At 67.0% G+C, this 19,804-nt stretch carries 18 protein-coding genes; 8 read left to right on the top strand and 10 right to left on the bottom strand.

Translation table 11 applies throughout. The features are described 5' to 3' along the window. The 4 genes from MRBLAR12_RS08290 to MRBLAR12_RS08275 form a co-directional block, all read right to left on the bottom strand. A complete protein-coding gene (locus tag MRBLAR12_RS08290) occupies positions 1-816 on the bottom strand; it encodes an enoyl-CoA hydratase/isomerase family protein (protein WP_414645478.1) in 816 nt (271 codons plus the stop codon). Next, complete coding sequence (locus MRBLAR12_RS08285) at positions 816-2,027, bottom strand: thiolase family protein (protein ID WP_229994782.1); 1,212 nt, start codon at positions 2,025-2,027, stop codon at positions 816-818. Before MRBLAR12_RS08285 ends, MRBLAR12_RS08290 begins: the two co-directional genes overlap by 1 nt. A 109-nt stretch (positions 2,028-2,136) precedes the next feature. After that, entirely contained in the window at positions 2,137-2,814 is a 678-nt protein-coding gene (locus MRBLAR12_RS08280; RefSeq protein WP_364745068.1) for a pentapeptide repeat-containing protein, read from the bottom strand. Continuing rightward, positions 2,814-3,287 carry an SRPBCC family protein gene (locus MRBLAR12_RS08275; RefSeq protein WP_364745065.1) on the bottom strand — a complete coding sequence of 158 codons (474 nt, stop codon included), beginning with the start codon at positions 3,285-3,287 and terminating at the stop codon, positions 2,814-2,816. The genes MRBLAR12_RS08280 and MRBLAR12_RS08275 overlap by 1 nt, the downstream gene beginning before the upstream one ends. Positions 3,288-3,464: 177 nt before the next feature. On the opposite strand from MRBLAR12_RS08275, the gene MRBLAR12_RS08270 reads away from it, so the two are divergent. Next, complete coding sequence (locus tag MRBLAR12_RS08270; RefSeq protein WP_229994789.1) at positions 3,465-3,641, top strand: CsbD family protein; 177 nt, start codon at positions 3,465-3,467, stop codon at positions 3,639-3,641. A 106-nt stretch (positions 3,642-3,747) separates the two neighbouring features. After that, positions 3,748-4,518 carry a dienelactone hydrolase family protein gene (locus MRBLAR12_RS08265; RefSeq protein WP_229994779.1) on the top strand — a complete coding sequence of 257 codons (771 nt, stop codon included), beginning with the start codon at positions 3,748-3,750 and terminating at the stop codon, positions 4,516-4,518. A gap of 386 nt (positions 4,519-4,904) precedes the next feature. Here the strand turns inward: MRBLAR12_RS08265 and MRBLAR12_RS08260 are convergent, their stop codons facing one another. Then, on the bottom strand, positions 4,905-6,854 hold the full coding sequence (locus MRBLAR12_RS08260; protein ID WP_364745062.1) for an FAD-binding monooxygenase: 1,950 nt from the start codon (positions 6,852-6,854) through the stop codon (positions 4,905-4,907). A 221-nt stretch (positions 6,855-7,075) separates the two neighbouring features. On the opposite strand from MRBLAR12_RS08260, the gene MRBLAR12_RS08255 reads away from it, so the two are divergent. Genes MRBLAR12_RS08255 through MRBLAR12_RS08230 form a run of 6 tightly spaced genes read left to right on the top strand, consistent with a single transcriptional unit; the run spans position 7,076 to position 13,522 of the window. Beyond that, the gene (locus MRBLAR12_RS08255; protein ID WP_364745059.1) at positions 7,076-8,569 is read left to right on the top strand and encodes a fumarylacetoacetate hydrolase family protein; all 1,494 of its coding nucleotides are present in this window, start codon (positions 7,076-7,078) and stop codon (positions 8,567-8,569) included. Further along, positions 8,562-9,266, top strand: coding sequence for a GntR family transcriptional regulator (locus tag MRBLAR12_RS08250; protein ID WP_364745056.1), 705 nt, complete (start codon positions 8,562-8,564; stop codon positions 9,264-9,266). The genes MRBLAR12_RS08255 and MRBLAR12_RS08250 overlap by 8 nt, the downstream gene beginning before the upstream one ends. A 9-nt stretch (positions 9,267-9,275) precedes the next feature. After that, on the top strand, positions 9,276-10,790 hold the full coding sequence (gene hpaE / locus MRBLAR12_RS08245) for a 5-carboxymethyl-2-hydroxymuconate semialdehyde dehydrogenase (protein WP_364745053.1): 1,515 nt from the start codon (positions 9,276-9,278) through the stop codon (positions 10,788-10,790). A 38-nt stretch (positions 10,791-10,828) separates the two neighbouring features. Continuing rightward, positions 10,829-11,917, top strand: coding sequence for a 3,4-dihydroxyphenylacetate 2,3-dioxygenase (hpaD, locus tag MRBLAR12_RS08240; RefSeq protein ID WP_229994774.1), 1,089 nt, complete (start codon positions 10,829-10,831; stop codon positions 11,915-11,917). A 1-nt stretch (position 11,918) separates the two neighbouring features. Beyond that, positions 11,919-12,704 carry a 2-oxo-hept-4-ene-1,7-dioate hydratase gene (hpaH, locus tag MRBLAR12_RS08235; RefSeq protein ID WP_364745050.1) on the top strand — a complete coding sequence of 262 codons (786 nt, stop codon included), beginning with the start codon at positions 11,919-11,921 and terminating at the stop codon, positions 12,702-12,704. Further along, on the top strand, positions 12,689-13,522 hold the full coding sequence (locus tag MRBLAR12_RS08230; RefSeq protein ID WP_364745047.1) for an HpcH/HpaI aldolase family protein: 834 nt from the start codon (positions 12,689-12,691) through the stop codon (positions 13,520-13,522). Before hpaH ends, MRBLAR12_RS08230 begins: the two co-directional genes overlap by 16 nt. A 90-nt stretch (positions 13,523-13,612) precedes the next feature. Here MRBLAR12_RS08230 and MRBLAR12_RS08225 read toward each other — a convergent pair whose 3' ends face one another. The 5 genes from MRBLAR12_RS08225 to MRBLAR12_RS08205 form a co-directional block, all read right to left on the bottom strand. After that, the gene (locus MRBLAR12_RS08225) at positions 13,613-15,070 is read right to left on the bottom strand and encodes an amino acid permease (RefSeq protein ID WP_229994771.1); all 1,458 of its coding nucleotides are present in this window, start codon (positions 15,068-15,070) and stop codon (positions 13,613-13,615) included. Positions 15,071-15,336: 266 nt separating this feature from the next. Further along, entirely contained in the window at positions 15,337-16,986 is a 1,650-nt protein-coding gene (locus tag MRBLAR12_RS08220) for an ABC-F family ATP-binding cassette domain-containing protein (RefSeq protein WP_229994770.1), read from the bottom strand. 108 nt (positions 16,987-17,094) lie between these two features. Continuing rightward, positions 17,095-17,970, bottom strand: a complete 876-nt coding sequence (locus MRBLAR12_RS08215; RefSeq protein ID WP_364745042.1) for a metal ABC transporter permease — start codon at positions 17,968-17,970, stop codon at positions 17,095-17,097. A gap of 3 nt (positions 17,971-17,973) precedes the next feature. Beyond that, on the bottom strand, positions 17,974-18,822 hold the full coding sequence (locus MRBLAR12_RS08210; protein WP_364745039.1) for a metal ABC transporter ATP-binding protein: 849 nt from the start codon (positions 18,820-18,822) through the stop codon (positions 17,974-17,976). Then, positions 18,819-19,787 (bottom strand): metal ABC transporter substrate-binding protein, encoded by a 969-nt coding sequence (locus MRBLAR12_RS08205; protein WP_364745037.1) that lies wholly within the window; start codon positions 19,785-19,787, stop codon positions 18,819-18,821. Before MRBLAR12_RS08205 ends, MRBLAR12_RS08210 begins: the two co-directional genes overlap by 4 nt. Between the last annotated feature and the right edge of the window lie 17 nt (positions 19,788-19,804).

Raw genomic sequence — 19,804 nt, 5'->3', positions numbered from 1 at the left:
CTATTTCTGCTTCCCGGATTCTTTGGCTGACTGCTTCTCTGTTTTCTTGACTGATTTTTTATCCAAAAAAGTCTGCATACGGTCGAACTTGGCCTGGGATTCGAAGAGGATCCCCTGCGCCAGCTGGTCAATGAGGGGATGCGCCTCGGCCGGGGCGTGGAACACGGATTTGGTGATCCGGACGGCGAGCGGGTCCTGCGAGGCGATCCGGTCGGCGAGCCCGTGGGCCGCGGCCATCAGAGCGGACGGTTCGTGGATTTCGGTGATGAGGTTGACCGCGAGGGCACGGTCTGCCCGCAGCACGGCACCGGCCAGCAGCATTTCCTTGGCGACGGGCTCCCCCACAAGTTCCTTGAGGCGCCAACTGGCGCCGGCGGCGGCCAGGATGCCGAGTCCGGTTTCGGGATTGCCGATCCGGACGGACGGGGTGCCGATCCGGAAGTCGGCGGCGTAGGCCAGTTCGGCGCCGCCGCCGAGGCAGAAGCCGTCGAGGGCTGCGATGACGGGCATCGGCAGCTTGGCGATCCGGACGAAAATGGTGGAGTTGATGCCCTGCAGGGCATCGTCGCGGCGCCGTTCGCGCAGCTGCCCGATGTCGGCGCCAGAGGCGAAAACCCCGGCGGCGCCGGCGATGATAAGGATTTTCGGGTGCTGCTCGAGATGGGCGCAGACGGCGTGGAGTTCGTCGACCATCTGCTGGTCGATCGCGTTGCGGACCTCGGGGCGGTTGAGCACCACCACCACGCGGTCCTCGCGCTCTTCGACCAGGAGCGTGCCGAAGCCAGCCGCGTCGAGGGCCAGTGCCGGGGCCGCCACTACACGCGCTCCAGCAGCATGGCCGTGCCCTGGCCGACACCGATGCACATGGTGGCGAGGCCGATCTTCGCGTTTTCGCGTTCCATCCGCCCCAGCAGCGTGATCGCGATCCGGGAACCGGACGAACCGAGCGGGTGGCCCAGGGAGATCGCGCCGCCGTCGCGGTTCACAATCTCCGGGTCAAGGCCGAGCCGGCGCATGCTGGCCAGGGACTGGGTCGCGAACGCCTCGTTCAGTTCGACGGCGCCGAGGTCCCCGACGCTGAGGCCGGAACGGGCGAGTACCTTCTCGGTGGCCGGGACCGGTCCGATGCCCATGATTTCGGGCTCGCAGCCGGCGGAGGCGCCGTCGATAATGCGTGCCCGGGGCGTGAGGCCAAGCTTCTGGATCGCGGCTTCGGAGGCCACGATGATGGCGGAGGCGCCGTCGTTGAGGGTGGAGGAGTTGCCTGCCGTGACGATCGAGCCGCCCTTGACTACCGGCCGGAGCCCGGCGAGGACGTCCATGGTGGTGCCGGCGCGGGGGCCCTCATCGGTGTCCACCACGGTCTCGCCCTTGCGGGTCTTGACGGTCACGGGGACGATTTCCTCGGCGAAGCGGCCGGCGGCGATGGCGGCCAGGGCGCGTTCGTGGGAGCGGACGGCGAAGGCGTCGGCGTCCTCCCGCGAGATGCCGTCAACCCGGCCCACCTCTTCCGCCGTCTCGGGCATGGAGTAGGTCATCTTGCCGTCCCGGGAGAGCTCTCCCTTAGTGAACTGCGGGTTGACGAAACGCCAGCCGATGGAGGTATCGAATATTTCGCCCGGTTTGGCGAAGGCGGTCCGGGGTTTTTCCTGGACCCAGGGGGCCCGGCTCATGGATTCGACTCCGCCGGCGATCACGATGTCCGCGGCGCCGGACTTGATCATGTGGCTGGCCATGATGATGGCGCTGAGCCCGGAGGCGCAGAGCCGGTTCACGGTGATGCCGGAGATGTGGAGGGGCAACCCGGCAAGTAGGGTGGCCATGCGGGCCACGTTGCGGTTTTCTTCGCCGGCGCCGTTGGCGTTGCCGAGGATTACCTCCTCGATGCTGTCCGGATCGACGCCGGCCCGGGCCACAGCCTCACGAACCACCAGTGCGGCCAGGTCATCGGGGCGGACTGCGGAGAGGGCGCCGCCGTAGCGGCCCACCGGGGTGCGGGCGCCGCCAACAAGAAAAGCCTCGACCATGAGAACATCCTTCACCAAGAAAGCGGGGCCGGCAGCAGAGTAATTTACCGACCGTTCGTTCTATAAAGATTACACGGTGGGCCAAGGGGGTCAACCGGATGCCGGCGGATTACGCGACGACGACGCCCAGATGGGCCGCGAGCAATGGGGCGAGCAGGGTGAGCTGGTCGTCGTCGACCACGAGGCCGGCCAGGCTACCCAGGCCGCTGATCGTGCGGAAATCGGTGCCCCTGAGGTCGAAGTCCTTGAGCCGGGCCCCGGAGAAATCAAGGGTGCCGATCGTGCAGTTCTTCAAGGCGACCCGCGTGGCGGTGCAGGAGCCCAGATCCAGCTCGTTGATGATGCAGTCACTGATCTGCACGTCCGTGAGCTTGGACCCGCGCAGGTTCACATAGTCGAGTTTGCCGCCGTCGATCCGCACCGATTGCCAGCCACATTCATAGAGTTCAGCCGATCCCCAGCGGGGGTTGCTGATCTCCACATCCCGCAGACTGGTCCGGGCTGCGGTCAGCACCGAGGCGTAGACCTCGGTCAGGATGCAGTCACGGAAAGTGGCACCGCGCAGCTGCGTCTCGTTGAAGGAGACCCCGGCGAATTCGCACTCGGCGAAGTCCGTGGCGCCAAGGTCCAGGCCGTCTGCCGACGCGCGGCTGTACCGGACGCCGTCGTACCGAACACCGCGCCGGAATTCCGGGGCAGGATCGTCCCGCAGCTCCCCCGGCCGGACCGGCTCGAGGCGGGGTGCGGTGACCTTGGGAGCCTTGTCCGCCGCAGCGCGCCGCACCATCACAGGGACTCGGCTTTGGCGGCGATGTCCGCCAGGTCTTTGGCCAGCGCCTTGCGGGTGATGCGCATCCCGAGCGGGCCGAACACGGTGAGCATAATCTTGCTGAACCGGGTTGGTTTGATGACTTCGGCGCCGAAGGTCAGCGTGAGGTCCGTTCCGCCGTCGCGCTCCGCCAGTGCGAACCTGGAGGTGTAGTCGGCGCCGCCCTGGAGGGCTTTCACCGTGGTGCTGCCGCCCCGGCCGGTCGACGGCGCCTCGGACTGGGAAACCCACATCTCCACCGTTTCCGAGCGCCCCATCATGGTGCGGGTTTCCTTCCAGCGTGTGCCCACGGCATAAGGTCCGTCAGTGAGCATCTGGATCGAATCGACGCCGGACAGGGTCGCGGCAGATCCCGGAATGTCCGACACCACCGCCCACACCGAGTCCGCCGGAGCATTGATGTGCTGCGTGAGAGTGGTCTTGTGGTCCATGACCTCGAGCCTAGCCCGCGGGCCGGGGGAATTTCACCCTTGCGCCAACCGCCCAGGCCGCGGCCGGCGTCGACGCACCGGAGGATCATCCCGGGAGACCCTTGAATTAGTAAGCATGCTTTGTGTTATGGTGATTGGACAGTGAATTTCAACCGGAAACGAAAGGTGGCCAACACCATGGGCGTCGGAGACAAGATTCAGAACGAAGCAGAGCACCTCGGCGGCAAGGCCAAGGAAGCTGCTGGCAATGCCACTGACAACGACCAGCTTCGAGCCGAGGGCCAGCGGGACCAGGTTGTAGCCGATGCGAAGAAGGTCGGCGAAAACGTCAAGGACACCTTCAAGAAGGACTAGTCCTTAAAAAGTTTGCGGCGCCGGATTTTCCTTTGGGGGATGTCCGGCGCTGCTTTTTTGTGCCCGTTTGCGAGAATGGCCCCACACAGCCGACAAAGGGGACACCATGGCACGCACCCAAGCAGACCACGGCCAGAGCGTCAGCCGGAATCTCAGCAACGTCGACTTGAGCCGGGCCAGCGCTGCCGCCGGCGGTTCGCCGGTGCTGCGCGGCTACCTGGCGACGCCGGAGGGCGACGGGCCTTTTCCTGCGGTCCTGATGGTCCACGAAGCGTTGGGCCTGGACGACATTACCGTCCGCCACGCCAACCGCATGGCGGCCGCCGGTTACCTGACGCTGGCCGTTGACCTCTTCAGCGACGGCGGCGCCCGCCGCTGTCTCGTGGCCACCATGCGTGCGTTGGCTGCGGGCGAGGGCCGGGCCTTCACCGATCTGGCCACCGCCCGGGACTGGCTCCGGGAATCCGGCCGGACCACGGGCAAGATCGGCGTGATCGGGTTCTGCATGGGCGGCGGCTTTGCCCTGCTCCTGGCCAACGACGGCTTCGACGCCGCAGCCGTCAACTACGGCAGGCTCCCCAAGAACCCGGAAGAGGCCCTCGCCGGGGCCTGCCCGATCGTGGCCAACTTCGGCGGCAAGGACCGCACCCTGCGTGGTGGGGCCGCGAAACTCGAGTCCGTGCTCGACCGCCTGGGTGTGGCCCACGACGTCAAGGAATTCCCGCACGCCGGGCACGCCTTCCTCAACGATGTGGAGACCGGGCCGAGGCCGCTGCGACCACTGTTCCGGGTCATGGGCATCGGCCCCGACCCGGAATCGGCCCCCGAAGCCTGGCAGCGGATCGAGGACCACTTCGCCCAGCACCTGAGGCCCTGAGCCGTGCGAACACGCCGACTCAGGGACAATTGAGCCCCAGGATTGCCGCCACGTCGCGGGACCCAGTCCCGGGCTGAGCGCCCCAGCAATTCGCTACGGATCCGGGCCGGCGACGAGCAAACGGCCCGGCGCTGCTGGTATACCCGTAGCGCCGGGCCATTGTCGTGTTACGGAACGTTTTCCGTAGCGGAACCGGGCCGGTGTGTGGCGGGATGTCCGCGTTCGTCCCTGCTTCCGCGTGACGACGCTCCATCCCAGTTGCTCGGTGCTGGACTCCGCATCACCTCTACGCACCACCGGGATTTCGCGGGTACGCAGAGGTGCGGTCAGCAGCAACTGGGCGGGAGCGTCACTGCGCCATCGGAAGGGTGCCCGTGGGCCGGCGCTTAGCCCGCGTGGTTCTGGAATTCACGGGCGCGGTTGCCTGCCCGCAGGAGGGGCGCGAAGAACGCGGCGAGCTCCGCCGTCGCTGTCAACGGCAGGACGTTCGCCACATACTGGTCAGGCCGCACCACCACCACCGCGCCGCCGCGGTCGATGCCGCGCAGCTCGAAGATGTCCGCCGTCGGATCCGTGGCGTAGACCTTCTCGAGGTAGGTGAGCTGGAACGGGCCCACCTGCGGCTTGAACGCCGCCGGCACGGCGCCGATGTCGAGGTTCGTGTGGTCCTGCTGGTAGATCACGTTCACGTCGAACCAAGCATCACGGTCGGCCCCCTCGGGGGTGGCGGCGAGGGGCGAGTCCGGCGAGTTCGCGATCCAGTCGGCGAACTCGGCGACGGGCGACGCCGCGCCCTGCTCGCCCGCGCCCTGCTGGCCCGTTTGCGGCGCTGCCGCGTCCGCGAAGACGTAGATGCGCCACCGACCGTCCGCCTTCGCCTGGTGGCCGAGGTGCACCGGGTTTGTGTCGCAGACCCGCACGACGGGCGCGGACTTGAAACGCTTGCCGATGGTGAACCCGGCGGCCAGGTCCTGGTGCGCCGGCCCGCCGATGAGCATGGAGGGTGCGTACTGGGTCATGAAGCCTGCCGGGAATTCGGCGGTGCTGACATAAAAGTCCTCGAGCTCGGAGGGGCTTTCGAACTCCTCGGGCTTCTTCGCCATCAGCGTCGACCACTCCTTGTCGAAGTCGATGAGGTTCTTCGCGATGACCTGGCGCTCGGCCGAGTACGTGGACAGCAGGGTCTCCGGGCTGCGGCCTTCGAGCACGTGTCCGAGCTTCCAGCCCAGGTTAAAACCGTCCTGCATGGAGACGTTCATGCCCTGGCCGGCCTTGGCGCTGTGCGTGTGGCACGCGTCGCCGGTGATGAACACTCGCGGCGTGCGGGTGCCCCGCTGCTCCGGCAGGACGTCGTCGAACCGGTCGGTGAGGCGGTGTCCCACCTCGTATACGCTGTGCCAGGCGACGTTGCGCACGTCGAGCGTGTACGGGTGGAGGATTTCGTTCGCCTTGGCGATGATCTGCTCGATGGTGGTGTTGCGGACCGCGCCTTTGTCGTTGGGGTCCACCTCGCCGAGGTCGACGTACATGCGGAAGAGGTGGCCGCCTTCACGGGGGATATGCAGGATGCTGCCGCCCCGGCCGGACTGGATGGCACACTTCAGCCGGATGTCGGGGAAGTTCGTGTTCGCGAGGACGTCCATGACACCCCAGGCATGGTTGGCCTGGTCGCCGGCGAGCGTGCAGCCGATCGATTCCCGCACCTTGCTCCGCGCGCCGTCCGCACCGACGACGTACTTGGCGCGGACAGTGCGTTCCTGGCCCTCGTAGGGGCCGGCCGTGTGCAGGAGGGTCACGGTGACGGGGTATTCGCCTTCACCGGTGACCTCGAGGCCGCGGAACTCCAGGCCGTAGTCCGGCGACATGCGGGTGGGCGAGTTCGCCATGAACTCGCCGAAGTAGTCCAGCACGCGGGCCTGGTTGACGATCAGGTGCGGGAACTCACTGATGCCGGCAGGGTCGTCCACGGCGCGGGCGCTGCGGTGAATGCGGGACGGGTCCGCGGGGTCCGGCTTCCAGAAGGCCATTTCGGTGATGCGGTAGGCCTCGGCGATGATCCGCTCGGCGAAACCGAAGGCCTGGAAGGTCTCGACACTCCGGGCCTGGATGCCGTCGGCCTGGCCAATGGCGAGCCTGCCGGCGCGGCGCTCCACGATCCGGGTCGTGACGCCCGGGAACTGGGAGAGTTGCGCGGCGGTGAGCATGCCCGCAGGCCCGGTGCCCACAATGAGCACGTCGACCTCGTCCGGAAGCTGCGTGGGACGGTCGATGCCGACGCCGGCGGCCGGCTGGACTCGCGGGTCACCGGATACGTAACCGTGGTGGTGGAAATGCACGGGCTTTCCTCACTTCGTTGTGTGGCGGTCTGTCGCCGTCGTGGTGTTCGATATTAGAACTTGACGTTCGATAATAGAATTTTGATTCCCAATCCAAAACTGTACGGCAGATATGACGCGGGTTACAAGCACTTTGGAAATTGCCGAAAAGGGCCTTGACGTTCCACGGATCCCGGACCATAGTTTTCGTATACGATTTCGTACTCGATGAGGAGTAACTCTTGGAACAGGTCACCGACCACATCCTGGCCGCGGCCCGCAAGGTCATCGCGGTGCACATCAACTACCCCAGCCGGGCAGCCCAGCGCGGCCGCACACCCGAGCAGCCTTCCTACTTCCTGAAGCCGTCGTCGTCCCTGGCAATCGGTTCGGCAGCAGCCCCAACAAGCGTGGAGCGCCCGGCCGGCTGCGAGCTCCTCGGCTACGAGGGCGAGATCGCCCTGATCATCGGCAAGCCCGCCCGTCGCGTGGGCATCGAGGACGCGTGGAGCCATGTCGAGTGGGTCACCGCCAGCAACGACCTCGGCGTCTACGACCTCCGCTACGCGGACAAGGGCTCCAACCTCCGCTCCAAAGGCGGCGACGGCTTCACACCGGTGGGACCGGGCCTGATCGCGGCCGACGCCGTCGATCCCGCCGAGCTGCGGATCCGCACCTGGCACAACGGCGAACTGGTCCAGGACGACACCACCGGGGACCTGCTCTTCCCGTTTGCCCGGCTCGTGGCCGATCTGTCCCAGCTGCTCACCCTCGAAGAGGGCGACATCATCCTCACCGGTACCCCCGCCGGGGCTTCGGTGGCCAAGCCGGGCGACGTCGTCGAGGTGGAAGTCAGCGCGACGACGGGAGGCACCGCCGGCGCTGAATTGACCACCGGCCGGCTGGTCACCCGAGTGGCGGACGGCACAACGCCGTTCGCAGACTTTGGCGCCCGGCCCAAGACCGACGATCTGCAGCGGGAGGAAGCCTACGGCTCGCGTGAAGCCGCCGGCCTCGCCGCCGTCGGGCCTGTCCTGTCCGCTGAGCTGAAGGCCAAGCTGGAAAGCGTCTGCACCGCCACCCTGTCCTCCCAGCTGCGCAAGCGCGGCCTGGACAACGTCAGCATCGACGGACTCACCTCCACCCGGCCGGAGCAGCGGATCGTGGGCCTGGCCCGGACCCTGCGCTACGTCCCCAACCGAGAGGACCTCTTCAAGACCCACGGCGGCGGCTTCAACGCCCAGAAGAAGGCCATCGATTCCGTCAACGAGGGCGAGATCCTGGTGATGGAAGCCCGTGGCGAAAAGGGCACCGGCACCATCGGCGACATCCTGGCCCTGCGCGCCCAGGTCCGCGGCGCCGCGGCCATCATCACCGACGGCGGCGTCCGCGACTTCTCCGCCGTGGCCGCCATGGACATGCCCACCTACTATGCCAACCCGCACCCCGCAGTCCTGGGCCGCCGGCACATCCCGTGGGACACGGACATCACCATCGCCTGCGGCGGCACCACCGTGCAGCCCGGGGACATCATCGTGGCCGACGCGGACGGCATCCTGGTGATCCCGCCGGCCCTCGCCGAAGAGCTCGCGGACGACTCCATCGCCCAGGAACGCGAGGAGACCTTCATCGCCGAAATGGTGCAGCAGGGCCACAGCGTGGACGGGCTCTACCCGCTCAACGCCGCATGGCGGACCCGCTACCAGGAATGGGAAGCCGGCAAAGCCCATGACTGACACAGCCGCCACGGCCACCACGACAGCAAGCAAATCCGAGCAGGCCTACGCGGCCGTCAAATCCCGGATCGTGGACGGGACCTACTCCCCCGGCTACCGGCTGGTGCTGGCAAAGATCGCCGAGGACCTGGGCGTCAGCGTGGTCCCGGTCCGCGAAGCCATCCGCCGGCTTGAGGCCGAGGGCCTGGTCAAGTTCGAGCGGAACGTCGGCGCCACGGTGGCCGGCATCGACCCCACCGAGTACCTCTACACAATGCAGACCCTCAGCATCGTCGAGGGCGCCGCCACAGCACTCTCGGCCCCGCTGATCGGGGAGGCGGACGTGGCCCGCGCCCGGGCCGTCAACGCCGAGATGCGCGAATGCCTGCAGCACTTCGACCCCGTCCGGTTCACCCGGCTGAACCAGGACTTCCACAGCGTCCTGTTCGAGCACTGCCCCAACCCGCACATCCTGGACCTCGTCCACCGGGGCTGGAACCGGCTCGCATCCCTGCGCTCATCCACGTTCCGCTTCGTCCCCGGCCGCGCCCACGACTCCGTGGACGAGCACGAGGCCCTGCTCCAGCTCATCGAGTCCGGCGCCAGCCCGGATGACATCGAAAAGGCCGCCCGCCGGCACCGCAGCGCCACCCTGGACGCGTACCTCGCCCAGGCGGCGGCAATCGAGCTCCCGACCCCGCAGACCACACAGCAGTAAGGAAAAACAATGACGTTCACTGCCGAATCCACCCAGACCCACTACGTTCCGCAGGACCTTCCCACCCACATCCAGCACTACATCAACGGCGAATTCGTTGATTCGGTGGGCGGGGCGACCTTCGACGTCCTGGACCCGGTCTCCAACCAGAACTACGCCACCGCCGCCGCCGGCCAGAAGGAAGACATCGACCTCGCCGTCGCCGCCGCCCGCGACGCGTTCGTCAACGGACCGTGGCCGAAGATGAAGCCCCGCGAACGGGCCCGGATCCTGAACAGGATCGCCGACGCCGTCGAAGCCCAGGAGGCACGCCTCGCCGAGCTCGAAACCTTCGACACCGGCCTGCCCATCACCCAGGCCAAGGGCCAGGCGCTGCGCGCGGCCGAGAACTTCCGCTTCTTCGCGGACCTGATCGTGGCCCAGTTCGACGACGCCATGAAGGTCCCCGGCGCCCAGATCAACTACGTCAACCGCAAGCCGATCGGCGTCGCCGGCCTCATCACCCCGTGGAACACTCCGTTCATGCTCGAGTCCTGGAAGCTCGCCCCCGCCCTGGCCACCGGCAACACCGTGGTCCTCAAGCCGGCCGAATTCACTCCCCTGTCCGCCTCGCTGTGGGCGACGATCTTCAAGGACGCCGGCCTTCCCGACGGCGTGTTCAACCTCGTCAACGGCCTCGGCGAGGAAGCCGGCGACGCCCTGGTGAAGCACCCCGATGTCCCGCTGATCTCCTTCACCGGTGAAACCACCACGGGCCAGACGATCTTCCGCAACGCCGCGGCCAACCTCAAGGGCCTGTCCATGGAGCTCGGCGGCAAGTCCCCGTGCGTCGTGTTCGCCGACGCCGACCTCGACGCCGCGATCGACTCCGCGCTGTTCGGCGTCTTCTCCCTCAACGGCGAGCGCTGCACCGCCGGCTCCCGGATCCTGGTGGAACGCGCGGTGTACGAGGAATTCTGCGACAAGTACGCCGCCCGGGCCAAGAACATCGTGGTGGGCGACCCGCACGACCCCAAGACCGAGGTCGGTGCCCTGGTCCACCCGGAGCACTACGCCAAGGTGGCCTCCTACGTGGAGATCGGCAAGTCCGAGGGCCGGCTGCTGGCCGGCGGCGGCCGCCCGGACCACCTTCCGGAGGGCAACTACATCGCCCCGACCGTGTTTGCCGACGTCGCCCCGGACGCGCGGATCTTCCAGGAGGAGATCTTCGGCCCCGTCGTTGCCATTACACCCTTCGATACCGACGAGGAAGCCCTCGCCCTGGCGAACAACACCAGGTACGGGCTGGCGGCCTACATCTGGACCCAGAACCTGACCCGGGCGCACAACTTCTCGCAGAACGTCGAGGCCGGCATGGTCTGGCTCAACAGCCACAACGTCCGCGACCTCCGCACCCCGTTCGGCGGCGTCAAGGCCTCGGGCCTGGGCCACGAGGGCGGCTACCGGTCCATCGACTTCTACACCGACCAGCAGGCCGTCCACATCACCCTCGGCACCGTCCACACCCCCAAATTCGGCGCCTAACAGCGCACACCACCCCCTTTCAAAGAAGAGAGAACACCATGACCAACTTCGTCCCCACCCCCACCGTCCCGGCCCCGGACATCGTCCGCTGCGCTTACCTGGAACTCGTGGTCACGGACCTCGCCAAGTCCCGCGAGTTCTACGTGGACCTGCTGGGCCTGCACGTCACCGAGGAAGACGAGAACACCATCTACCTGCGGTCCCTGGAAGAGTTCATCCACCACAACCTGGTGCTGCGCAAGGGCCCCGTGGCAGCTGCGGCCGCCTTCGCCTACCGGGTGAAGTCCCCCGCCGAGGTGGATGCCGCCGAGGCCTACTACAAGGAACTCGGCTGCCGCACCGAGCGCCGCAAGGAAGGCTTCACCAAGGGCATCGGCGACGCCGTCCGCGTCGAGGATCCGCTCGGTTTCCCCTACGAATTTTTTTACGAGACCGAACACGTCGAGCGCCTCACCCAGCGCTACGACCTCTACTCGGCCGGCGAGCTGGTCCGGCTGGACCACTTCAACCAGGTCACCCCGGACGTCCCGCGCGGCCGCAAATACCTCGAGGACCTGGGCTTCCGCGTGTCCGAGGACATCAAGGACTCCGACGGTGTCACCTACGCCGCCTGGATGCACCGCAAGCAGACCGTGCACGACACCGCACTGACCGGCGGCAACGGCCCGCGGCTGCACCACATTGCCTTCGCCACGCACGAGAAGCACAACATCATCCAGATCTGCGACAAGATGGGTGCCCTGCGCATCTCCGACCGGATCGAACGCGGCCCCGGCCGGCACGGTGTCTCCAATGCGTTCTACCTCTACATCCTGGACCCGGACGGCCACCGCATCGAGATCTACACGCAGGACTACTACACCGGCGACCCGGACAACCCCATCATCACCTGGGACGTCCACGACAACCAGCGCCGCGACTGGTGGGGCAATCCCGTGGTCCCCTCCTGGTACACCGAGGCTTCCCTGGTCCTGGACCTCGACGGCAACCCACAGCCCGTCATTGTCCGTGAGGAAAAAAGCGAGATGGCCGTGACCGTGGGCGCGGACGGCTTCTCCTACACCCGCAAGGAAGAGGACGGCCCCGCCGGAGAAAAGACGGGCTTCAAGCTCGGAGCGCAGGTTTAGCGTGCTGGATCCCGCGACCATCGAGGCGATCGCAGACGAACTGGTGGAAGCCGGCCGGCGCCGGACCCCGGTCCCCCGTCTGACGGCCCGCTACCCGGACATGTCGGTGGAGGACTCCTACGCCGTCCAGCAGCTGTGGCGGCGCCGCAACGAGGACGCCGGACGGGCCCTGGTGGGCCGCAAGATCGGCCTCACGTCCAAGGCGATGCAGGCCGCCACCGGCATCACCGAACCGGACTACGGCGCCATCTTCGATGACATGGTCCTGGAGACCGGCTGCTCGGTGCAGTGGGACCAGTACACCCACCCGCGGGTCGAAGTGGAACTGGCGTTCGTGCTGAAGAAGGACCTGGCCGGTCCCGGCTGCACAATCTTCGACGTCCTGAATGCCACCGACTACGTGGTCCCGGCCCTGGAGATCCTGGACTCCCGGATCGAAATGGAGGGCCGGACCATCGTGGACACCATCGCCGACAACGCCGCAATGGGCGCCATGGTGGTGGGCGGAAACCCCGTCCGGCCCGACGCCGTGGACCTCCGCTGGGTTTCCGCCATCCTCTACAAGAACCAGACCGTGGAGGAAACCGGCGTGGCCGCCGGTGTCCTGGACCACCCGGCTAACGGCGTGCACTGGCTGGCCAACAAGATCGCCGCCCACGGGGACGGCATGAAGGCCGGCGACATCATCCTCGCCGGCTCCTTCACCCGGCCCCTCTGGGTGTACAAAGGTGACACCGTGCACGCCGACTACGGACCCCTGGGAGTTGTGACATGCCGCTTCGAGTAGAACCAGACCCCACCTTCCGTGACGCCCTGCGCAACCAAACGGGCGGCGCCGGCCGCCCGCTGGCCGGGATGTGGGTCTGCTCCGGCAGCCCCCTGGTGGCCGAACTGTGCGCGGGTGCCGGACTGGACTGGCTCCTGATCGACGCCGAGCACAGCCCCAACGGCCTCGAATCCATCCTGGCCCAGCTGCAGGCCGTCCACGGCTACCCGGTCCAGGCCATGGTCCGTCCGCCGGTGAACGACACGGTGCTCATCAAGCAATACCTGGACCTGGGAGTCCAGAACCTGCTGATCCCCATGGTGAACTCCGCCGCCGAGGCGGAGGCCGCCGTGGCCGCCACCCGCTACCCGCCGCACGGCGTCCGCGGCGTGGGCTCTGCCCTGGCCCGGGCCGCGCGCTGGAACCGGACCCCCGACTACCTCGCCCGCGCCTCCGACACCGTCAGCGTCACCGTGCAGATCGAATCCGAAGCCGCCGTCGCCGCCGTCGAGAACATCCTGGCGGTGGACGGCGTGGACGGCATCTTCCTGGGACCCGCCGACCTCGCCGCTTCCATGGGGCTGCTGGGCCAGCAGGAACACCCCCGGGTGCGCGCCGCCGTCGAACACTGCCTTGCCGCCGCCAAAGCGGCCGGCAAACCCGCGGGCGTGAACGCTTTCAACCCCGCCACCGCGCGCCACTACATGGCAGCCGGCGCGGCCTTCGTGCTGGTCGGGGCCGATGTGTCCATCCTCGCCCGCGGCTCCGAGGCACTCGCTGCCGACTACATCCCAGCGGACCCGGTGGTGGGGCCTGCCGACACCCCTGCCAGCTACTGAAGATCCGCGGCGTTAAACGCGACGGCGGCGGCAACCACCTGGTCGAGGTGATTGCCGCCGCCGTCGCGCTACGCGCCGGACCGGTGGGTCCTAGCTGTAGAGCTCGCTCTTGGGCGCGTTGTTCTTGACCTTCTGCCAGCCCAGCCACAGCACCAGGGCGAAGAACGGAACGGTGGCCAGGGTCCACAGGCCCAGGTGGAAGACCTCGCCGGTCTTGCTGGTCATGGTGTCGAAGCCGATCAGCACGGTGATGGCCAGCAGCGCGACCAGTCCGGCCCAGCTGGTCCAGGGCGAGCCCGGCATGGGGAGGCTGGAGACGCGGCCCTTCTGGTGGCGCAGCGCGATCTGGCTGGCGAAGATGGCGCCCCACGTGAAGATCACGCCGATGGACGCGGTGTTCAGCGCGAGGTCGAAGGCGTGCGAGCCGCCCAGCCAGATGTTCAGCAGGATGCCCACGAGGTAGAAAGCGGCGATCGCGAGGATGGCGGCGTACGGCACGTGGCGCTTGGACATCTTGGTGAGCCACTGCGGGGCATGCCCGTTGTTGGCCATGGTGCGGAAGACACGGCCAATCGAGTACAGGCCCGAGTTGCAGGAGGACAGCGCGGCGGTGATGACGATCATGTTCATCACGTCGCCCACCCAGCCGAGGCCCATCTGGCCAAACACGGTAACGAACGGGGACACGCCGGCCTTGTACTGGTCGGAGGGCAGCAGCATGGCCAGCAGCAGCACGGAACCGACGTAGAACACCACAATGCGCAGTACGACGGCACGGATCGCCTTGGGCACTTCGCGCTTGGCATTTTCCATCTCGCCTGCGGTGATGCCGACGAGTTCGATGCCGTTGTAGGCGAAGATCACGGCGTTGAGCACGAGGACCATCACGAGGGCGCCCTTGGGGAACATCCCGCCGTCGTCGGCAAAGAGGTTGGCGACTGAGGCGTGGCCATCGCCCACCTTGGCGTTGGTGACCACCATGAAGGTGCCAACGGCCAGGAAGATCAGGATGGCGCCAACCTTGAGGCAGGAAGCCCAGAATTCAAACTCGCCGAACGCCTTGACGCTGAGCAGGTTGACGGCCACCAGCAGCGCCAGGGCGGCAATCGCGGAGGCTTCCACCGGGACATTGGGGAAGAAGAACTGGAAGTACAGGCCGATCGCGATCAGTTCCGCGATCCCGGTCATGCCCCAGTTGATGAAGTACATCCAGCCGGAGAGGAAGGCGCCCTTCTTGCCGAACATTTCGCCGGCGTAGCTGACGAAGGAGCCCGAGGTCTGGCGGTACATGATGAGCTCGCCCAGTGCCCGCATGAGCAGGTAGGCGATCACGCCGGCAATGGCGTAGGAGAAGATCAGCGCCGGGCCCGTGGAGGCCAGGCGTCCGCCGGCCCCCATGAACAGGCCGACGCCGATTGCGCCACCCATCGAGATCATCGTCACGTGGCGGCCGCTCAGGGTCTTCTTATAGCCCTCGGCGCTGAGGGTCGAGTCGACGGCGGATTCCGCTGGCGCGCTCTTGAGTTCTGTGGGGGTAAGTGATGGCACAACGGTTCCTTGTAGGTCGAATTATGGCCGGGACGGGACCGGGATTCGGTTACACAGCATTCGGGTTCTGCCCGGTGGGGCAGCCTCGTGTACCGAACCTCACAAAGTCAAAGCTTCGCGCGGCTCATCCATCGTACTAGAATTCCCGGCTTGGCCGTGACGCGGGCAACACCAGATGGGTACTATCCCTAATTAATGGCGCCAAATCTGCAGAATAGCCGAACAATGTTCTATTTCGAGTCCGCAAATCCCGGCGCATCGTTCCGCTACGCCAGGGCGCCGTCCCGCATGGCGTAGCGGAGCCAGTTTCCGGCGCCGGCCCCGTGCCCGGTTTCGCTTCGCTTGGCGCACGTGTTGAACCACTCCCCCAGCGCGCGGTCGTGGCTGACCATGACCAATGTCCCGTCGAAGTCGGAAAGGGCCGCTTCAAGCTGTTCCACCAGCACGGGCGCCAGATGGTTGGTGGGCTCGTCCACCAGCATCGTTCCGAAGCCGCCCAGCAGGAGCCGGGCCAGCGCCAGCCTGCGTTGCTGCCCTGCGGACAGGCTGCCCACCGGTACGTGGAATTCGCTGGTCCGGAACAGTCCCAGGCGCAGCAGCGCCTCGGCGTGCTCATCGATGTTGCCGCCCAGGCCCGAGGCAAAAGCGGGCAAGAGACGCAACGCCGGGCGCTGCGGGAGTTCCAGCTCCTGCTGCAGGTAGCCGATCCGGCCGTGCCTCACCACGGTGCCCTTGGCCGGTTCCAGCGTGCCCGCGAGAACGGAGAGCAGCGTGGACTTGCCTGCGCCGTTGGGGCCTGTGATGAGGATTTTCTGGCCCGCTTCGACGCGGAAGTCCGTGGGTTCCAGGCGGCCGGGCACGGTCACCCCCTTCGCTTCGAGAGCGGGGCCCTCCGCAACGTCTGCCCGCAGATCCGTCGCCAGCTTCAGGGGCACCGGGGGACGGTCGACGGGGTTTGCCTCCAGCCGGCGCAGACGCTCCTGGGCATTGCGGACCTTGCTGGTGGCCGCCTTTTGCCACGTGCCGGCCTTGAAGTCGAATCCCATTTTGTCGCCGTCGCGTTGGCGGGCGTAGCCCATCTTCCCCGCGACCGTGTCCGCCTGGAGCTGCTCGGCAGCCATCGCGTCCAGCCACCCGCGGTACTGCTGGGCCCAGCGCTGGCGTTCGGCCGCCTTCTCCCGCAAGTAGCCTTCGTAGCCGTTGCCATACCGGTTGACCGTCCGGCGTTCGGCATCCACCTCAATCACGGTTGTGGCCACTTTTCGCAACAGCACGCGGTCGTGGGAGACCACCACCACGGTTCCGCGGTGCGCCGCCAGCCGCGCCTCCAGCCAGGCCGTGCCGCTGGCGTCAAGGTGGTTGGTGGGTTCGTCCAGGAGCAGGATGTCCGCGGGATCGGCGAGTACGCAGGCCAGTGCCACGCGTTCCTGTTCCCCGCCGGAGAGCGAGCCCAGTGTCCGCATCCGGTCCAGCCCGCCCAGGCCCAGCCGGTCCAGCGCCGCCTCCACCCGGGATTCCGCGGCGTAGCCTTCCCTGAGCTGGTACTGCGTCTGCAGGTTTCCGTAGCGCTCCAGTTCGCCGGTTTCCGCGTCGGCAAGCCCGCCCTCCAGGCGGTCCAGCTCGGCCTCCAGGGCGCGGAGGGATGCCAGTGCGGCGTCGATCGCGTTGCTGACGGTGAACTGATCCGGCAGGCCGTGGGTCTGGGCCAGATAGCCCACGCGGCCGTGGCTGACAGCGGTGCCCTCGTCCGGGGCCTCGAGCCCGGCCAAGATCCGGAGCAGCGTGGATTTGCCCGCGCCGTTCTCGCCGACGATCGCCACATGTTCACCGGCTGTGATGGCAATGTCGACGTCGGCAAAGAGCTGGCGGTCCCCATAGCCATGGGATACGCCCGAAAGGCGGAGATGTTCGCTCAAGGAGTCCTCGCAAGTAGTTGCCCAGCCTGCCGGCGGCGGCTTGCGTCCTCAGTATGGCACCGACGACTCCTCGTGAGGCACTGAGGCGCCTGCCGCCGTCGGCCGGGCTCAGGCCGCGAGCGCTACCGCGTTCTTGCGCCGGGCCTTCGCCAGCCGCGTCCCGATCAGGCCCTGTCGGGGGCTGAACAGGTAGACGGCGGCGAAGGCGGCCCCCTGCGTCAGGACCACCATGGCGCCGGAGGCGGTGTCGAGGTAGTAGCTGAGGTAGATGCCGGCGATGGAGCACACCGCGGAAATGACCGGCGCGATCACGAGCATGCGGGAGAACCGGTCCGTCAGCAGGTAGGCCGTGGCGCCGGGGATGATCAGCATGGCCACTACCAGCACCACGCCCACGGTCTGCAGCGCCACGACGGAGGTAAGCGCCAGCAGGCCCAGCAAGAGGGCTCCGAGGCGTTTCGGAGACAGCCCGATCGCGTGGGCGTGCGTGGGATCGAAGGCGTAGAGCGTCAGGTCGCGCCGCTTGAGGATCAGGATGGTGAAGGCGACCACGCCCAGCACAAGAACCTGGATGAGGTCCGGGATGCTGACGCCGAGCAGGTTGCCGAAGATGATGTGGTTCAGGTCCGTCTGGCTCGGTGTGACGGAGATGAGCACCAGGCCCAGGGCGAACAGTGAGGTGAAGACGATCCCGATCGCCGCGTCCTCCTTCACCCGGCTCGTGTTGCGGACCACCCCGATGAGGGTCACGGCGATGAGCGCGAATACCAGCGCCCCCAGGGCGAAGGGCGCCCCGACGATGTAGGCGAGCACCACGCCCGGCAGCACGGCGTGGGAGACGGCGTCGCCCATCAGCGACCAGCCGATCAGCACCAGCCAGCAGCTCAGCACGGCGCACACAATTGCAGCCAGCGCCGTGGTGATGATGGCGCGGACCATGAAGTCATAGCTCAGCGGTTCCAGCAGGATGTCAAAGAGATCCATGGGTCAGCTCCTGCCCTGTGGTTTCGATGCGGCCCCGTACGGGAGATCCGGGTCAGTGAGTTGCCGGTCAGCGGGATCCGGGGCGGTGAGACCGTCGTCGGGGTCGGCCGCGCCGGGGAGGTCGCGGTTGAGCACGTCGAGGCCGAATGCCATGGCCAGGTGCTCGGGTTGCAGGACGACCTCGGGCGGGCCGTGCATGAGGACTTTGCGCATCAGGAGCACGGCTTCGTCGCATAGTTGCGGCAGGGCATGAAGGTCATGGGTTGAGATCAGGATGGTGCAGCCGTCCGAGGCGAGCTCCTTGAGCAGGCGCGTGATGGTCGCCTCGGAGCGCTTGTCGACGCCGGCGAACGGCTCGTCCAGGAGCATCATGGTGGCTCCCTGGGCGATTCCCCGGGCCACGAAGGCACGCTTCTTCTGCCCGCCCGAAAGCTGGCCGATCTGCCGGCCGGCGAACTCGGAGAGTTCCACCCGGTCCAGGGCGAGGTCGACGGCGGCGCGGTCCGCCTTGGAAGCGCGGCGGGTGAACCCCTGGTGCCCGTAGCGGCCCATCATCACCACGTCGCGGACGGACAGCGGGAACTGCCAGTCCACGTCCTCGCTCTGCGGGACATAGCCGATCCCGCCGGCCTTGCGCGCCTTGGCGGGCGGTTCACCGTTGATGAGGACGCGGCCGGCGTCGGGCTTGATCATTCCCATGATCGCCTTGAACAGCGTGGATTTGCCGGAGCCGTTCATGCCCACCAGGCCGCAGATCCGGGCAGTGTCAAGGGACAGCGACGCGGCGTCGAGCGCCAGGACCTCGCCGTAGTGGACGGTGACGTTTTCCACCAGAATCGCCGGATTGCTCATGATGCCGCTCCTGTCAGGCCCTCGGTGATGATCTTGGAGTCGTGCCGGATGAGGTCCAGGTACGTGGGGACGGGCCCGTCCGATTCGGAGAGCGAATCCACGTACAGCACCCCGCCGAACCTCGAACCCGTGGCTCCCTCCACCTGGCGCATCGGTGCGTCCGACACCGTGGACTCGCAGAAGACGGCGGGGACCTTGTTGGCCTTCACGAATTCGATCGCCTTGGTGATCTGTTGCGGGGTGGCCTGCTGTTCGGCGTTGACGGCCCAGATGTAGACCTCCCGGAGGCCGGCGTCGCGCGCCAGGTAAGAGAACGCGCCCTCGCACGTCACGAGGGCCCGCTGCGCCTCGGGGACAGTCGCCAGCTTCTGGACCATTTCATCCTTCACCGACTGGAGCTTGGCCTTGTAGGCCGCGCCGTTCGCCTCAAAGACCGCAGCGTTGTCCGGGTCGAGCTTCGAGAACGCCTTCACCATGTTGTCCACATAGATCTGCACGTTGACCGGCGACATCCACGCGTGCGGGTTCGGTTTGCCCTGGTAGGAGTCTTCGCTGATGGACATCACCTCCACGCCTTCGCTCACCACGGCGTGCGGAACGTCCAGGCCTTCAACGAACTGGGCAAACCACGCTTCAAGGTTCAGGCCGTTGTCCAGGATCAGGTCCGCCTTGGCTGCCTTGCGGATATCGCCGGGGGTGGGCTCGTAGCCGTGGATCTCAGCGCCGGCCTTGGTGATGGATTCGACCTGCAGCTTGTCCCCCGCCACGTTCTGGGCCACGTCGGCAAGGACGGTGAAGGTGGTCAAGACTACGGGCTTCCCGCCCCCGGAACCCTGGCCCTGGCCGGCACCTCCGCACGCGGCCAGGGACAGGCAGAGAAGAACGGCAGCGACGGCGGCTCCGGCGGCGCGAACGGGACGGGATCGGCGGACAACTTTGGCGCACCGAAACGAAAATTTAGGCATGCCGAATATTGTACGTG

The sequence above is a fragment of the Arthrobacter sp. LAR12-1-1.1 genome, assembly GCF_040676555.1.
In the GTDB taxonomy this organism is placed as follows: Bacteria; Actinomycetota; Actinomycetes; order Actinomycetales; family Micrococcaceae; genus Arthrobacter.
The sequence above is the reverse complement of the archived record's forward strand: the minus strand, read 5'-3'. Positions and strand labels throughout refer to the sequence as shown.

Bases quoted from the DNA above. Each gene is read 5' to 3' on its own strand.
- MRBLAR12_RS08210 (WP_364745039.1), bottom strand. From the start codon at position 18,822: ATGAGCAATCCGGCGATTCTGGTGGAAAACGTCACCGTCCACTACGGC.
- hpaE (WP_364745053.1), top strand. From the start codon at position 9,276: ATGACGTTCACTGCCGAATCCACCCAGACCCACTACGTTCCGCAGGAC.
- MRBLAR12_RS08215 (WP_364745042.1), bottom strand. From the start codon at position 17,970: ATGGATCTCTTTGACATCCTGCTGGAACCGCTGAGCTATGACTTCATG.
- MRBLAR12_RS08205 (WP_364745037.1), bottom strand. From the start codon at position 19,787: ATGCCTAAATTTTCGTTTCGGTGCGCCAAAGTTGTCCGCCGATCCCGT.
- MRBLAR12_RS08285 (WP_229994782.1), bottom strand. From the start codon at position 2,027: ATGGTCGAGGCTTTTCTTGTTGGCGGCGCCCGCACCCCGGTGGGCCGC.
- MRBLAR12_RS08270 (WP_229994789.1), top strand. From the start codon at position 3,465: ATGGGCGTCGGAGACAAGATTCAGAACGAAGCAGAGCACCTCGGCGGC.
- MRBLAR12_RS08275 (WP_364745065.1), bottom strand. From the start codon at position 3,287: ATGGACCACAAGACCACTCTCACGCAGCACATCAATGCTCCGGCGGAC.
- MRBLAR12_RS08230 (WP_364745047.1), top strand. From the start codon at position 12,689: ATGCCGCTTCGAGTAGAACCAGACCCCACCTTCCGTGACGCCCTGCGC.
- MRBLAR12_RS08280 (WP_364745068.1), bottom strand. From the start codon at position 2,814: ATGGTGCGGCGCGCTGCGGCGGACAAGGCTCCCAAGGTCACCGCACCC.
- hpaD (WP_229994774.1), top strand. From the start codon at position 10,829: ATGACCAACTTCGTCCCCACCCCCACCGTCCCGGCCCCGGACATCGTC.
- MRBLAR12_RS08250 (WP_364745056.1), top strand. From the start codon at position 8,562: ATGACTGACACAGCCGCCACGGCCACCACGACAGCAAGCAAATCCGAG.
- MRBLAR12_RS08265 (WP_229994779.1), top strand. From the start codon at position 3,748: ATGGCACGCACCCAAGCAGACCACGGCCAGAGCGTCAGCCGGAATCTC.